General features: G+C 72.3%; 13 protein-coding genes and 1 pseudogene. 4 read left to right on the top strand and 10 right to left on the bottom strand.

The window, feature by feature from the left end; translation table 11 throughout:
- Nucleotides 1–201: 201 nt before the first annotated feature.
- Nucleotides 202–1,458 (bottom strand): MFS transporter, encoded by a 1,257-nt coding sequence (locus LZ495_RS31285; protein ID WP_235056329.1) that lies wholly within the window; start codon nt 1,456–1,458, stop codon nt 202–204.
- 117 nt (nt 1,459–1,575) lie between these two features.
- The gene (locus LZ495_RS31290; RefSeq protein ID WP_235056330.1) at nt 1,576–3,138 is read right to left on the bottom strand and encodes a DUF5005 domain-containing protein; all 1,563 of its coding nucleotides are present in this window, start codon (nt 3,136–3,138) and stop codon (nt 1,576–1,578) included.
- A 229-nt stretch (nt 3,139–3,367) separates the two neighbouring features.
- On the opposite strand from LZ495_RS31290, the gene LZ495_RS31295 reads away from it, so the two are divergent.
- Both LZ495_RS31295 and LZ495_RS31300 read left to right on the top strand, forming a co-directional pair.
- A complete protein-coding gene (locus LZ495_RS31295; RefSeq protein WP_235056331.1) occupies nt 3,368–4,315 on the top strand; it encodes an NAD-dependent epimerase/dehydratase family protein in 948 nt (315 codons plus the stop codon).
- A 108-nt stretch (nt 4,316–4,423) separates the two neighbouring features.
- Nucleotides 4,424–4,912: a glutathione peroxidase gene (locus tag LZ495_RS31300; RefSeq protein ID WP_308268670.1), complete on the top strand. Its 489-nt coding sequence runs from the start codon at nt 4,424–4,426 to the stop codon at nt 4,910–4,912.
- An 81-nt stretch (nt 4,913–4,993) separates the two neighbouring features.
- Here the strand turns inward: LZ495_RS31300 and LZ495_RS31305 are convergent, their stop codons facing one another.
- On the bottom strand, nt 4,994–6,100 hold the full coding sequence (locus LZ495_RS31305) for a PP2C family protein-serine/threonine phosphatase (RefSeq protein WP_235056332.1): 1,107 nt from the start codon (nt 6,098–6,100) through the stop codon (nt 4,994–4,996).
- A 125-nt stretch (nt 6,101–6,225) separates the two neighbouring features.
- Between LZ495_RS31305 and LZ495_RS31310 the strand changes: the two genes are divergently transcribed.
- Entirely contained in the window at nt 6,226–7,473 is a 1,248-nt protein-coding gene (locus LZ495_RS31310) for a GNAT family N-acetyltransferase (RefSeq protein WP_235056333.1), read from the top strand.
- A 70-nt stretch (nt 7,474–7,543) separates the two neighbouring features.
- On the opposite strand, the pseudogene LZ495_RS31315 reads toward LZ495_RS31310, so the two are convergent.
- From LZ495_RS31315 to LZ495_RS31335, 5 genes and pseudogenes are all read right to left on the bottom strand, one after another.
- A pseudogene (locus LZ495_RS31315) lies at nt 7,544–8,362 on the bottom strand (Fpg/Nei family DNA glycosylase); the annotation flags it as partial.
- A 167-nt stretch (nt 8,363–8,529) separates the two neighbouring features.
- Nucleotides 8,530–9,003 (bottom strand): ribose-5-phosphate isomerase, encoded by a 474-nt coding sequence (locus LZ495_RS31320; protein WP_235056334.1) that lies wholly within the window; start codon nt 9,001–9,003, stop codon nt 8,530–8,532.
- 66 nt (nt 9,004–9,069) lie between these two features.
- Complete coding sequence (locus tag LZ495_RS31325) at nt 9,070–9,687, bottom strand: hypothetical protein (RefSeq protein ID WP_235056335.1); 618 nt, start codon at nt 9,685–9,687, stop codon at nt 9,070–9,072.
- Between the two features lie 192 nt (nt 9,688–9,879).
- Nucleotides 9,880–10,476 (bottom strand): biotin transporter BioY, encoded by a 597-nt coding sequence (locus tag LZ495_RS31330; RefSeq protein ID WP_235056336.1) that lies wholly within the window; start codon nt 10,474–10,476, stop codon nt 9,880–9,882.
- Between the two features lie 194 nt (nt 10,477–10,670).
- On the bottom strand, nt 10,671–12,065 hold the full coding sequence (locus LZ495_RS31335) for an aldehyde dehydrogenase family protein (RefSeq protein WP_235056455.1): 1,395 nt from the start codon (nt 12,063–12,065) through the stop codon (nt 10,671–10,673).
- A gap of 208 nt (nt 12,066–12,273) precedes the next feature.
- Here LZ495_RS31335 and LZ495_RS31340 point away from each other — a divergent pair, with 208 nt between their 5' ends.
- A complete protein-coding gene (locus LZ495_RS31340; RefSeq protein ID WP_235056456.1) occupies nt 12,274–12,903 on the top strand; it encodes a superoxide dismutase in 630 nt (209 codons plus the stop codon).
- Between the two features lie 162 nt (nt 12,904–13,065).
- Here the strand turns inward: LZ495_RS31340 and LZ495_RS31345 are convergent, their stop codons facing one another.
- Both LZ495_RS31345 and LZ495_RS31350 read right to left on the bottom strand, forming a co-directional pair.
- Nucleotides 13,066–13,815: a hypothetical protein gene (locus LZ495_RS31345; protein ID WP_235056337.1), complete on the bottom strand. Its 750-nt coding sequence runs from the start codon at nt 13,813–13,815 to the stop codon at nt 13,066–13,068.
- 219 nt (nt 13,816–14,034) lie between these two features.
- On the bottom strand, nt 14,035–14,652 hold the full coding sequence (locus tag LZ495_RS31350) for a mycothiol-dependent nitroreductase Rv2466c family protein (protein WP_235056338.1): 618 nt from the start codon (nt 14,650–14,652) through the stop codon (nt 14,035–14,037).
- Nucleotides 14,653–14,706: the final 54 nt, after the last annotated feature.

Here is a 14,706-nt window from a genome sequence, read left to right on the forward strand (position 1 = left end):
GGGGAGCCACGGGGAATCGCGGGCAAAGTGCGACGTCGGAGCAGTCGAGAAGGTGCGCAGGTCGGGGCACAGGCGTCCGCAGCGTCTTCCAAACTGATTACGCGAGTTCGATTCTCGTCATCCGCTCTGTGAAGAACAGGCCCGGACCAGGGATTTTCCCCAGGTCCGGGCCTTTTCCGTGGTCCGGTGGCGGGTCTGCGGTCAGGCCTCGTAGAGGGTCTGGCGGGTGGCCGGGGCCGGTTCGGCGGGGGCCGGTTCCGGGGTCGGCTCGGGGGCGGGCGGGCGGCGGAGCCGGCGGCTGCCGGACAGGGCGATGAGGACGGCCAGGGCGCCGGCCGCGACCGGGACGCCGAAGGCGGCCGCGGAGCCGTACTCGTCGACCGCGAGGCCGCCGATCGAGGAGCCGGCCGCGACGCCGACGGCGAGGCCGGTGGTGGTCCAGGCGAGGCCTTCGGTGAGCTGGCGGGCCGGGACGAAGTCGCCGACCAGGGCCATGGTGGTGACCATCGTGGGGGCGATCGACAGGCCGGCCAGGAAGAGTGCGCCGCCGACCCACCAGAGGTTGCCGACGAAGAGCAGCGGGACGAGGCTCGCGGCCATCACCAGGACGCCGGTGAGGAAGCGGCCCGCGGCGGTGCCGCGGGGCTTGACCATGCCGAAGACGATGCCGGCCAGGCAGGAGCCGAGGGCGTAGACCGCGAGGGCCACGCTGGCCAGGCCCTTGTGGCCCTCGTCCTCGGCGAACGCCACGGTGACCACGTCGACCGAGCCGAAGACCGCGCCGGTGGCGGCGAAGGTGAGGGCCAGGACACGCAGGCCCGGGGAGCGGATCGCGGAGCCGTGCTTGCCTTCGACGCGGGCCCGGACCGGGGGCTCGGTGCCGCGTTGAGCGCAGAAGAGGACCGAGCCGACCGCGAGGAAGAGGCCGGAGACCAGGACGCCGGCCTCGGGGAAGAGCGTGGTGGCCAGGCCGACGGACAGGATCGGGCCGGCGATGAAGCACATCTCGTCGACGACCGACTCGAAGGAGTACGCGGTGTGCAGGTCGAGCGGCCGGTCGCCGTAGATGTGCGCCCAGCGGGCCCGGACCATCGAGCCGAAGGTCGGCATGCAGCCGATCGGCACGGCGGCCGCGAACAGCGTCCACTCGGGGGCTTCGAGGCGGGCGCACAGGAGGAGCGCGGCACCGCCGGACAGCGTGACCGCGGTGGCGGGCAGCGCGATGCGGCGCTGGCCGTGCCGGTCGACGAGGCGGGCGATCTGGGGGCCGAAGAAGGCGCCGGAGATCATCATGACCGCGGTCACCGCGCCGGCCAGGCCGTACGAGCCGCGCATCTCGGAGAGCATCGTGAGGATGCCGATGCCGGTCATCGAGAGCGGCATGCGCGACAGGAACCCCGCACCGGCGAACGCGAGGGTTCCGGGCGCTTCGAATATTCGGCGGTAGGGGGACGGCACAGGGTCTCCACGAGGCAACGCGGGCGGGCAGGATCTGCTCCCGTTTGAGTACAAACGGGAGCCGACCCCAGGGTACTCGTGCAGGTGGCAACGTTTTAGCCCTGTATTTTTTCGGCCTTACGGCTGGGCGACCGCGGAGACCACCGGCAACCACGCGCTGACCGCTCCCGACCAGGCCACCGCACGCATCTGGAACTCGTACTTGTGGCCGGGGGCGAGCAGGGCCGGGGTCCAGTTGTCGGCGTCCGGGGTGAACAGGACCCAGTCGCTCCAGGCCTGGCCCGCGGTCGCGTCACGCCACTTTCCTTCGTAGGACCATTTCCCGCCGGGGGTCGGCCGCGTCCACGACAGCTTGATGGCGGCTCCGGTCAGCGCGGTCGCCTTGACGTTCGTCGGGGCCGGGGCCGCCTTGGTGTTGTCGGTGCAGTAGTCCGGCCTGGTCATCGTCCAGGGCGCGCCGGGCGGTGCCTTGGTGGGGCTGATGTAGGCGCCGCCTTGTGCGGTCGCGGGCAGCGTGAACTGCACGAACCGGGGCCGGTAGAGGTTGGCCTGCCAGTAGTTCTGCGCGGTGCAGGCGCCGTCGACGTAGAGGGAGTTGACGCTGTACGCGACCACCACGGTGTTGCCGCTGCTGAGGTGCGGCACCAGGCGGTACTCGTAGGTCCAGTTGCCCGTGTCGGTGGTCGTCTCGCGGGTCATGTGCAGGACGGTCTTGTTGCCGCCGTTGAAGCCGGTCGGCGTCGCGGAGTAGTACGCCTCCATGTTCCCGGCCAGGGCGCCGGTCAGGCCCTGGGTGATGAGGACGTACCGGCCGCCGGTGTAGGTGACCGAGAACCCTTCGGAGACGCCGTTCATCATGCGGGCCGACTGCGCCGGGTCGGTGCTCCAGGTGCTGCCGTTCCAGTACTCCCAGGTGCCGGTGAACTGCCCCTTGGGAACGCGGGCGAGGTGCAGGTACTTGTTGAGCACGCCGCCGGTGTGGTCGTACTCCGTGTTGTACAGGTACGTGTAGGTGGCGTCGCTGACCAGCGCGGTGCCCCACAGCGTGCAGTGCACGCCCGGCACGCAGTCGGCCGGCGACGGGACCGGCACCTTGCGGTACGTCGTCGGGTCGGTGATGGTGGCGACCGGCATCGCGACCAGTTCGGCGCCGTTCACCCGGAAGCAGAAGTCGCCCTGGCAGGGCGGGGGCACGGGCGCGATGCGCTGGTAGAACTTGTAGACCGTGCCGCCGGACAGCATCTGGTCGCCGCCCCACAGCCACTCCCCCGGTACCGCCGCCTCGACGAGGCTGGACGGGCCGTTGGCGCTGCCGGTGACCGTGGACATCGCCGAGCCGTTCTGGATCACCAGCGAGTTGCGCAGGAACCGGCTCTGGAACGGGCGCCGCGTGCCGTCCGGGTTGACCGGACCGTGGTAGGTGTCGTTGAAGAACCACAGCACGCGGCCGTCCGGCAGCTTCAGGGACTCGGCGCCGTCGGCGCCGTTCCAGGCTCCGGAGCTGTTGCCGTAGTTCTGGAACTGGTTGGTCAACGAGCTGTACGGCGTCGTCGGCACCGCGGCCTGCACGGGTGTGATGCCGAGGGGACTCAGCAGGGCGGCGAAGGCGGCGGCAAGGATCAGGACGGCCCGCCGCGCACGGCGGGCGGGCTTCGTGAACGGCTTCGTGGGGGTCGGCACGCGGCATCCTCCGGGTGACCGGTAGACGGTTGATGGCCCGGCGGCGCCGGGAGCAGGGGACGTGCGCCGCCGTAGGCACCATTCACCAAGGAGCCGCAGGCGAAGCGCACGGTGCGTGTTCCCGCGTTTCGTGGACAGCGCGGCCGGCGTGGCCGAAGGGGTCGGCGCGGCCGGCGCAGTGGCCAGGCTCACCCCGGGCTCGTCCTGGTTTCGTGGCCGGATCTTGGATATGACGAAGCGTCACGTCCTGAAGGAGGCACCAGCGATGTTGTCCGGCGAGAAGATCCTCATCACCGGCCCGGCGGGGCAGATCGCCTTCCCGCTGACCGAGTACCTGGCCAAGGACAACGAGGTCTGGGGCATCGCGCGGTTCTCGAACGCCGAGGACCGGGCCAAGGTGGACGCGCTGGGCGTGACCACGCGGGCGATCGACCTGGGTGCCGCGGACTACAGCGAGCTGCCGTCGGACTTCACGTACGTCCTGCACCTGGCGACCTTCCAGGCGCCCGGGTACGACTACGACGAGGCGCTGCGCGTCAACGCCGAGGGCACCGGGCTGCTGCTGCAGCACTGCCGCAAGGCCAAGGCCGCGCTGGTGATGTCGACCGCGTCGGTGCTGCGGCCGCACGAGGACCCGATGCACGTCTACGCCGAGACCTCGCCGCTGGGCGATGCGAACGTGCTGCACGCGCCCACCTATTCGGTGTCCAAGACGGGCGAGGAGGCGGTGGCCCGGTTCTGCGCGCGGGCGTTCGACCTGCCGGTCACCATCGCCCGCATGAACGCGTCGTACGGCGCCAACGGCGGCCTGCCCACCCACCACCTGTCGGCGATCCTGGAGGGCCGCCCGGTGGTGACGCGCTGGGACCCGTGCATGTACAGCCCGATCCACCAGGACGACATCAACGCGCAGACCGAGGCGCTGCTGGCCGCCGCGTCCGCCCCGGCCACGGTGGTCAACTGGGGCGGCGACGACCCGGTGAGCGTGCAGGAGTGGTCGGCGTACTTCGGCGAGCTGACCGGCCGGCCCGCCGAGGTGCAGGTCGTCGAGCAGCCCGGCACGCTGCGCGGCCAGATCCAGGACACCGCGAAGCGGATCTCGCTGACCGGCCCGTGCACGGTTCCGTGGCGCGAGGGCTTCCGGCGTACCGCCGAGGCCTGGGGCGCGCGGGGCTGAGCCCGGCGGCCGCGGGCGGGGAGTCGGCCGCGGCCGCGCAACAACGTCCGGCGACAATGGGTCGGCCGCTACACCGACGGATCACACCCCCACGGAAGGAGAGCGGCCGTGAGCCTGCTCGACACCTCGATCGCCCGCCTCGACGGCACCCCGGGCACCCTCGGCGACCTGACCGGCGGCAAGCCCGCCCTGATCGTCAACGTCGCCTCGAAGTGCGGCCTGACCCCGCAGTACACCGGCCTGGAGCAGTTGCAGAAGGAGTACGGCGACCGCGGGTTCACCGTCCTGGGCGTCCCCTGCAACCAGTTCATGGGCCAGGAGCCCGGATCGGCCGAGGAGATCCAGGAGTTCTGCTCGACCAGCTACGGCGTCTCGTTCCCGCTGACCGAGAAGATCGAGGTCAACGGCGAGGGCCGGCACCCGCTGTACGCGGCGCTGACGGAGACCGCGGACGCCGAGGGCGCGGCGGGCGACATCCAGTGGAACTTCGAGAAGGTGCTGGTCGCCGCGGACGGCACGCCGGTCGCGCGGTTCCGCCCGACGACCGACCCGCACGACCCGGCGCTGATCGCGGCGATCGAGGGCCAGCTCGCCTGACGCCCCCGCGAGACGACCGCCGAGGCCCGCGCTCCCCGTCGGAGCGCGGGCCTCGGCGGCTTTGGCAAGCCCGGCGGGCGGTCAGTGCCGGCGGATCATGATGACCGCGCAGTCGTCGGAGATGTTCGCGGCGGCCGAGTCCGCGATGCGGCGGGCGCCGTCCTTGAAGTCGTCGGCGACCAGTTTGTCGGCCTCGCCGATGAGCCGGTCGATGCCCAGCGAGATGTCCTGCCCGGGTACTTCGACCATGCCGTCGGTGAACAGGAGCAGGGCGTCGCCGGGGCCGAGGACGCCGGTCACGCCGTCGAACGCGGCGCCCGGGATCACCCCGAGCAGCGGCCCTTCGGCCTCGCGTATCTCCCACAGCCCCGAGGCGGCCACCCAGTGCACGCCGGGCGGATGGCCCGCGGAGAGCAGCTCGTACTCCCCCGTCTCCAGATCCACCGCGACGTGCACGGCGGTCGCGAAGCCCTCCGACCAGCCCTGCCGCAGCAGGTAGTCGTTGGCGGCGGGCAGGAAGCCGCGCGGCGGCAGCGAGCCGAGCAGGCCGCCGAACGCACCGGACAGCAGCAGCGCGCGGGTGCCCGCGTCCAGGCCTTTGCCGGATACGTCGACGAGGGCGATCTCCAGGGTCCGCCCGCCGCGCCGGCCGCGGGTGGCAATCACGAAGTCGCCGGAGAACGCCTGCCCGCCGGCCGGCCGCAGCGCGACGTCGGCGTGCCACTGCGGCGGGAGTTCGGGCACCAGGCCGTGCGCCCGCAGGCGGTCCCGCAGGTCGAAGAGCATGGTCTCGCCGCGGGTGCCCTGGAGGCCCAGCCGCGTGCGCTTGCGGGCCATGAAGAGCATCACGAACGCGACGGCCGCCACCACGGCCACCGCACCGGGCGTGACGTGGTCGGGTTCGCGCGCGTGGTCCTCGGCGGCCAGCACGCCGGCCACGGCCGCGTAGAGCAGCAGCAGGGTCCGCATGCGCAGCACGAGGGCGCCGATGACGACAGGCACGACGACGGTGGTGGCCGGGAACCAGGAGCCGTCCAGGGTCGGCAGCAGACCGCAGACCGTGACCGCGGCGAGGAGGACGACCAGGACGAACCGGTCGGAGGGCAGCAGGGTATGGCGTAACCACCTCGCCAACTTGCTTGCTCGCCGGGCGAATCGCCGGGAATGCGAGCCCCTGGTGTCCGCCATTGCGCGACCCTACCCAGCGCATCGGGGCCGCGTCGACGGCCACGAACACCGGTTCGGCGGCGCAACCGGGCGTATCACCCGAAATTCAGAGGCGAAGTCGACACATCTCCTGGTAGTCAGGAGAAATGAGCTCCCCTCCCGGCTTCGCCCCGGTCGTCCGCCCCGTCGCCGACGGCGAGTGGGACGCCTGGAACGCCATCGATCCGCACGCGTTCGGCGGCGAGGAGCCGCCCGAGCGGGTGGAATTCTGGAACCGCATCCTCGAGGCGGACCGGTGCATCGGCGCGTACGAGGGCAACGAACCGGTGGGCAGCGCCGCGGCGTTCTCGTTCGCCATGACGGTCCCGGGCGGTGCCTCGGTGCCGGTGGCCGGGATCAGCGCGGTCGGCGTGCTGCCCACCCACCGCAGGCGCGGCGTGCTCCGCGCGCTGATGCGCCACCAGCTCGACGGCCTGCACGAGAACGGCGAGGCCGTGGCCGCGCTGACCGCGTCCGAGCCGGCCATCTACGGCCGTTTCGGGTACGGACTGGCCACCTGGCGCATGTCGCTGCGCATCGCCCGGACGGCCGCCGTGCTGCCCGCCGAACCGGCCGCCCCCGCGGGGCTGCGGCTCCGCCTGGCCGACCCGGCCGCCGCGCTGGACACCTGCGTCAAGGTCTACGAGGAACTGCTCGGCACGCGCGCCGGGCTGATGCCCCGCTCCGGCGCCTGGAAGGAGCGCGTGCCGCTGGACCCGCCGGGCGACCGCGAGGGCGCCAGTCCGCTGCGCTGCGTGCTCGCCGAAGTCGACGGCCAGGTACGGGGGTACGCGTACTACGCGACCGTCGTCGACTGGGACGCGACCGGCCCGACCGGCACCACGCTGGTCCGCGAGGCGATCGCGGCCGACCCGGCCGTCCGGCTGGCGCTGTGGCGCTACCTGTTCGACCTGGACCTGATGACGACCATCAAGGTCGACAACCTGCCGCTGGACGACGAGTTGCTGTTCCAGCTCGCCGATCCGCGTGCCGCGGTGCCGTCGTTCCGCGATGCGCTGTTCATCCGCCTGGTCGAGGTCGGCAAGGCCCTGGAGGCGCGCACCTATTCGGCGCCGGTCGACGTGGTCCTCGACGTCGCGGACCCGTTCTGCCCCTGGAACACCGGGCGTTGGCGGTTGTCCGGCGACGCCGCCGGGGCACGCTGCGAGCGCACCGCAGACGCCGCCGAACTCCGGCTCGGCGCGCAGGAATTTGGGTCGCTCTATCTGGACGGCGTGAGCCCGGCGGCGCTGGCCGCGGCCGGCCGGATCAGCGAACTGCGCCCCGGCGCACTCGCGGAGCTGGGGCGGGCGTGTGCGCCGCTGCAGCTGCCGTGGATGTCCTTCGGCTTCTAGCCGGGGTACCCGAGGCGGTGGCCGCGCCGCCTGCGGCAGGGGCGGCCGCCGCGCGCCGCTTCCGGGCCTTGGGCTGGCACTTGGGGCACCAGAAGAGGTTGCGGCCGGCCAGTTCCTCGATGCGGACCTCGGTGTCGCAGACCAGGCACGGCATCCCGGTACGCCGGTACACGTACACCTCGCCGCCGTGGTCGTCCTGCCGCGGCGGGCGGCCCATCGCCTCGGGGGTGTGCTCGGGCCGCACCGTGTCGATGCGGTTGACCCGGACGCCCTCGGCCATGAGGTCGACCAGGTCGGCCCAGATGGCATCCCAGGTCGCCCGCTTGACGAGGCGTCCTTCGCGGTGCGGGTCGAGCCCGGCGCGGAACAGCGCCTCGGCGCGGTAGACGTTGCCGACGCCGGCCAGCACCTTCTGGTCCATGAGCAGCTCGGCGATGGGCTTGGCGCTGCGGGCGATGCGCTCCCAGGCCTGGTCCGGGTCGGCGTCCGGGCGCAGCGGGTCGGGGCCGAGGCGGGCGTGCAGCGCGTCCTTCTCGGTGCGGGTGACGATCTCGCAGGTGTTGGGGCCGCGCAGGTCGGCCCAGGAGTCGTCGCCGGCGATCCGGAGCCGGACCACCCCGACGACCGGCCCGGGGCCGTCCGCGGGGTCCGCGATCTCGCCGAACCGGAAGACCCCCGCGAGCCCGAGGTGCACGTGGATCCAGCGTTCGCCGGGGAACTCCAGGAACAGGTGCTTGCCGTGCGCCTCGGCGCCGACCAGCTCGGTGCCGTCGAGCAGCGCGGCGCCGTCCGCGAACCGGCCCTGCGGGCTGGACAGCGCGACGGTGCGGCCGGCGAAGCGGCGGGTGTTCTCTTGGGCGAGGCGGTGGATCGTGTGGCCCTCGGGCACGTACTCCCCCTTCGGCAGGTCGGACCCCACCAACGTAGCCGACCCCGCCGACACTCCCGGACGTGCGCGATCCGCCCGGAACCGGCCCGGAGACGCCGCAGGCCCGGCGGTTCCGCGAGGAACCGCCGGGCCGTGCGTCAAGCGTTGCGGGGTGTGGGTGCCGGGGCTCAGGCCTCGGGCAGCGGCGGGAGCTCGCCGGTGGTCTCGTAGGTGCTCATCTGCTCGATGCGCTTGATGTGCCGCGGCGCGTCCGAGAACGGTGTGTCCAGGAACACCTGCACGAACTTGGCGGCCTCCTCGTCCGTGTGCATGCGCGCGCCGAGGCTGATCACGTTGGCGTTGTTGTGCTCGCGGGCCAGCGCGGCGATGTCCTCGCGCCACACCAGCGCGGCACGGACGCCCTTGACCTTGTTGGCGGCGATCTGCTCGCCGTTGCCCGAGCCGCCGATCACGATGCCGAGCGAGCCCGGGTCGGCCGCGACGGCCTCGCCGGCCCGCAGGCAGAAGACGGGGTAGTCGTACGCCTCGGCCTGGACGGCCGGGCCGCAGTCCACGGCCTCGTGGCCGTGGGCGTTCAGCCACTCGATGAGGTGTTGCTTGAGGTCGTAGCCCGCGTGGTCGGAGCCGAGGTAAACGCGCATGGAGGCAGTCTCTCAGGACCCTGCGCGGAACTCACATCGCAGGGTCCGGTCGAGTGCCGCGGCCGGTCAGTAGCGGTAGTCGGACGGCGGGTACGAGGGCGGCGCGGCGGGCGGGGGCGGCGGCGAGCTCGGCGGCGGGCCGGCTGCGGCGTGCGCGGCCGGGGTGCGTCCCGCGGCGGCCGCGAGGGCGCAGACCAGTCCCACGAACCAGCCGGCCAGCAGGCCGTACCCGCCGCCGGCCGCGAGGGCGTTGAGCGCGGCGGAGAGCGTGCGCTCGTCGTCGTCCCCGAAGTGGCCGGTGACGCCGAAGCCGCCGGTGATCAGGTAGCTCGTCAGCACGCAGACGGCGCCGCCCGCGACGAGCGAGAACCAGCCGATGACGAACGGAGAGGCCGCGGACGAGCGGGCCAGGGCGAGCACCGCGCCGACCGTGACCACAAGGATGGCCGCGCCGATCAGGTAGCCGGCCACGAACTTGCCTTCCAGCCCTTCGAAGGGGCCGCTCTTGTCGAGCACGAAGTGCGGGACGTTGAGCCAGCCCAGGATGTGGTAGCCCGAGTTCTCGCCGACGTCCTCCTGCTCCAGGAGGTGCTCCCAGACCCACTGGTTGCCGAAGCCGGCGACCAGCAGGAACGAGGCCACGGTGCCGGCCCATACGACGCGTCGTGCTGTCCCGGTGTCCATGGCGCGGATGGTAGGCCGTGCGCACCGGGCGCGGGAAGCATCCGGCCGGTGAATTCCGGTGAATCCCAGGGAACTTGAGGGAATGCGCGGGAACACGCAGGAACGTGCGGGAGTCCGGCGGAACGCGGGCGGAAACGGCAAGGCCCGCCCCTGCGCCAGGAGCGGGCCTTGCGCGTCGTGCGGGAGGCGGGCTCAGCCGCGGCGGCCGACCAGCTTCCAGGCGGCGGGCAGCAGGCCCATCGCGAGGACGATCTTGAGGGCGTCGCCGAGCAGGTAGTTCTGCATGCCGATCTCGTACGCGCGCTCCAGCCCGATGTTCAGGTCGTACGCGAGGTAGGCCAGGCCGGCCGCGTAGATCACCGCGTTGCCGAGCACCATGACCCCCGCGGTGCGCAGCGGGCTGCGGTCCGCGCCACGCTCGGCGAGCGCACCGGCGAGGCCGGCCGCGAGCACGAAGCCGACGATGTAGCCGAGCGTCGGCATGCCGGTGCCGGAGCCGCCGTCGGCGAACCACGGCATGCCCGCGGCGCCCGCGGCCAGGTACAGCGCCATCGCGGCGAGGCCGCGCCACGCGCCCAGTGCGGTGCCGGCCAGCAGGACGGCGAAGGTCTGGCCGGTCACCGGCACCGGCGAGCCGGCCACCGGGATGGCGATCTGGGCGGCCAGGCCGACGAATCCGGCGGCGCCCGCGACCAGCGCGGCGTCGCGCACCAGCGCGCCGCGGAAGACGCGGGACGGGACCAGGTCGGCCAGGACGGGCAGGGAGTTGCTGGGCAGAGCGGTGCTCACGGAGCCTCCACACTCGGAATCAGTTGCGGGACTCTGCGAACGTACCGAACCGGTTAACGAACGTTTATGCCGGTCCCCGACAACCCCGCGGGCCGGACCTTGTCGCCTCCCGCACAACCCGCGGGGCGGGCAGAAACCGCGCGGTGCCCCGCCCCGGGACCGGGGCGGGGCACCGTCATGCCGCACTCACAAACTCACAGCTGGATGGATTTGACCTCCAGGTACTCCTCCAGGCCGTACTTCCCCAGCTCGCGGCCGTTGCCCGACTGCTTGTAGCCGCCGAAGGGGGCCAGCGGGTTGAAGGCGCCGCCGTTGACGTCGACCTGGCCGGTGCGCAGCTTGCGGGCGAAGGCCAGGCCCTCTTCCTGCGTGCCCGCCCAGACGGCGCCGCCGAGGCCGTAGGGGGTGTCGTTGGCGATGCGCTCGGCGTCCTCCTCGTCGGCGTACGGCAGGATCGCGAGCACCGGGCCGAAGATCTCCTCGCGGGCGATCGTCATGTCGTTGTGCACGTTCGCGAAGACCGTCGGGCGCACGAAGTAGCCGGTGTCGATGCCGTCCGGCCGGCCCGGGCCGCCGGTGGCCAGGGTCGCGCCCTCGTCGATGCCCTGGGCGATGTAGCCCTGCACGCGGTCGTACTGCACCGCGGAGACCAGCGGGCCCATCTTGCCGTCGAGTTCGGCGGCGGCTTCCACCGCGAGTCCGACCGCGCGGTCGTGGTCGTCGCGGTGCACGAGCATGCGGGTGGTGGCGTTGCAGCGCTGCCCGGTGTTGAGGTACGCGCCGTTGACGCCGGCCTTCACCGCGGCGGCCAGGTCCGCGCCGGGGAGGATGACATTGGCCGACTTGCCGCCCAGTTCGAGCGAGACGCGCTTGACGGTGGGGGCGGCCAGTTCGGCGACCCGGGTGCCGGCACGTGTCGACCCCGTGAAGGACACCATGTCGACGCCGGGGTGCGCGGCGATGGCCTCGCCGACCACGGGGCCGGTGCCGGAGACCAGGTTGACCACGCCGCGCGGGAGTCCGGCGGTGTCCAGGATGTCCATGAAGACGTACGCCGCCGAGGGGGCGACCTCGCTCGGCTTGAGCACCACGGTGCAGCCGGCCGCGAGGGCCGGGCCGAGCTTGTTGGTGATCTGGTGCAGCGGGAAGTTCCACGGCGTGATGGCGCCGACCACGCCGACCGGTTCGCGCACCACGAGGGAGTTGCCGATGCGCTCTTCCCAGGCGAACTCCTCGGCGAGCCGGACGAAGCTGCCCAGCACCCCGATCGGCAGGCCGACGTGCACGCGCTGCGCGAGCGGGCCGGGGGCGCCGATGTCGCGGACCACTGCCTCGGCCATCTCGCCGGCCCGCTCGGCGAGCAGGTCGCGGACCTTGGCGAGATACGCGGCGCGCTCCGCGGGCGGAGTGGCGGCCCAGCCGGGGAAGGCCCGGCGGGCCGCGGCGACCGCGCGGTCGACGTCCTCCGCGGTGCCGTCCGGGACGGTGGCGTGCACCTTCTCGGTGGCCGGGTCGACCACCTCCAGCCCGCCGGTGCCGGTCGAGGGCACCCAGGCCCCGTCGATATAGACGGTGTCGTACACGGTGATCTCCGCCTTGCCCTGCGCCTGTCCGGCCATGCCGCGTAGCCCTCCTCCGAGTGGGGACGTCCCCCTGCACGCTACGTCGGGCGGGCGGCGAGGTCACCCCTTCGGCCGACACGCACCGCCGCCGGATCCCCCTGCTGCTGCGGGAATAGGTTTCTTGCATAGGATCTTCAATTGCAAGTAACTTGCAACTGAGAAGCTCTCGGAGGAACTGATGACCTACACGCTGCCCGAGCTGCCGTACGACTACGCGGCGCTGGAACCCGTCATCAGCGGCCAGATCATCGAGCTGCACCACGACAAGCACCACGCGGCGTACGTCAAGGGCGCGAACGACACGCTCGAGCAGATCGCCGAGGCGCGCGACAAGGACCAGCTCGGCGGCATCGTCGGCCTGGAGCGCACCCTCGCGTTCCACCTGGCCGGGCACGTCCTGCACTCCATCTACTGGACGAACATGTCCGGCGACGGCGGCGGCGAGCCGGGCAAGGACGGCGCCGAGGGCGAGCTGCGCGAGGCGATCGAGGAACACCTCGGCGGCTTCGACAAGTTCAAGAACCAGCTCACCAAGGCCACCGCGACCACGCAGGGCTCGGGCTGGGGCGTGCTGGCCTGGGAGCCGCTGGGGCAGCGCCTCATCGTCGAGCAGGTGTACGACCACCAGGGCAACATCGGCCAGGGCGCGGTCCCGCTGCTGGTCTTCGACGCCTGGGAGCACGCGTTCTACCTGCAGTACAAGAACGTGAAGCCGGACTTCGTCGACGCCATGTGGAAGATCGTCAACTGGCAGGACGTGGCCGCGCGCTTCGGCAAGGCGAAGGCGGCCGGCGCCCTCATCTGAGGCCGCGTCATCCGCACCGCAGATTCCGGAGGGACGTGACCTCCGGGGCCTTTCGAACCGATCGTCTTCCCAACGTCGATTCAGTCAGGCCGCAGACGACCCCGCGCGGGCCAATCGCGCGGGGTCGTCGTGCTGCGCGCCAAGCGTAGCCAGGACCGGCCGTCAGGCTCCGGGCACCTCGGGCATCCCCGCACCCCCGGGCGCGCCCGCACGGGCCGGCGCGGCCCACACCAGCGGGCGGCTGCGGCCGACGACCGCGTACTCGCGGGCGAGGCCCGCCTCGTGCAGCCGGGCCAGCGGCGTGAACGACAGGCCGTACTCGTCCTCGCCCTTGTCGAAGCCCCAGTCCTTGTAGACCTCCACCTCGTAGACCACCCGCACCAGCGCCTCGGCGGCGCCGTCCGGCGCCCGGTCCGGCACCTCGGGGATGTCGCCGCCCAGGCCGGGGGTGATGTCGATGCGCCCGGTCATCCGGTACTGCAGCCCGCGCAGCGCGAGCCACCAGTCCAGGTCGTCGCCCTTGCCGATGCGCACCCCGTGCCAGTTGGTGGTCGCGTCGAACTCCCGCTCCACGCCGCCGCTCTCCTGCCAGCGGGCCACCGCGAGGTCACGCCACTCCTCCAGATGCCGGTCCGCGACCTGGCGGAACGGGCCGGTGGCGAGCGGGCCCTCGGGGTCCACCGCGAAGCGGCCCCCCGCGCGGTTGTAGTAGTGCCGCAGGGTCGCCGCGCTGTGCCGGAGGCCGGCCAGCTTCCAGCAGGCCGCGGTCGGGCGCAGGGCCACGGCGAACGCCCGGTCGCGGATCCCGGGCCGGCGTGACCCGAACGGCGCATTGCCGTTGGGGGTCCGCGGGTCGGGACGGCCGCGGCGGGCCGTACGTACCAGAGGTCTCGAGCGTTCAGGCGCGGTCATCTGTCCAGTTTATTGGGTTATGTCACGATACGTTCAGTCGTCGCTGCATGGTGTCGCCGACCGAGTCGCAGACCGGCTGGAGAGCCGCTGCAGACTCGCTGCAGAGCCGCTCCGGACCCGCTGCAGACTCGCCGCAGACCAAAGGGGCCGCATCCGGCATTGTCTCCGGATGCGGCCCCTGGCACGCAAGACGACACGGGCGCCGCCGAACAGCTGCCGTCAGTCGAAGACCGGGCCCTCGGTGCGGGTGCGCTTGAGCTCGAAGAAGCCCGGGGTGCCGGCCACCAGGACGCAGCCGTCCCAGAGCCTGCCGGCCGCCTCGCCCTTGGGTGCCGGGGTCACCACGGGGCCGAAGAACGCCACCCCGTTGACCGCGACGACGGGCGTGCCGACGTCCTCGCCGACCAGCGTGATGCCTTCCTTGTGCGAGGCGCGCAGGGCGACGTCGTACTCGTCGGAGTCCGCAGCGTCCGCGAGCTCCTTGGGCAGCCCGGCCTCGACGAGAGCTTCCTCGATGGTCGCCCGGTCGTAGTCGCGCCCGCCCGGGTGCCGCCGGGTGCCGAGCGCGGTGTAGAGCGCGCCGAGCACCTCGTTGCCGTACTTCTGCTCGGCGGCGATGCACACGCGCACCGGGCCCCAGCCCTTGGCGAGGAGTTCCTTGTACTGCTCCGGGATGTCGTCCCGGTTCTCGTTGAGCACCGACAGGCTCATCACGTGCCAGGTGACGTCCACCGGACGCACCTTCTCCACCTCGAGCATCCAGCGCGAGGTCATCCAGGCCCAGGGGCACAGCGGGTCGAACCAGAAGTGCGCCTGGTCGCGCTCAGCGGTCGTCAAGGTCGGTTCCTTCCCAACGCGGTCCGGCCGCGGGACGGGGGCCCGGCCGCAGCC

The organism is Yinghuangia soli (genome assembly GCF_021502675.1).
GTDB classification, from domain to species: domain Bacteria; phylum Actinomycetota; class Actinomycetes; order Streptomycetales; family Streptomycetaceae; genus Yinghuangia; species Yinghuangia soli.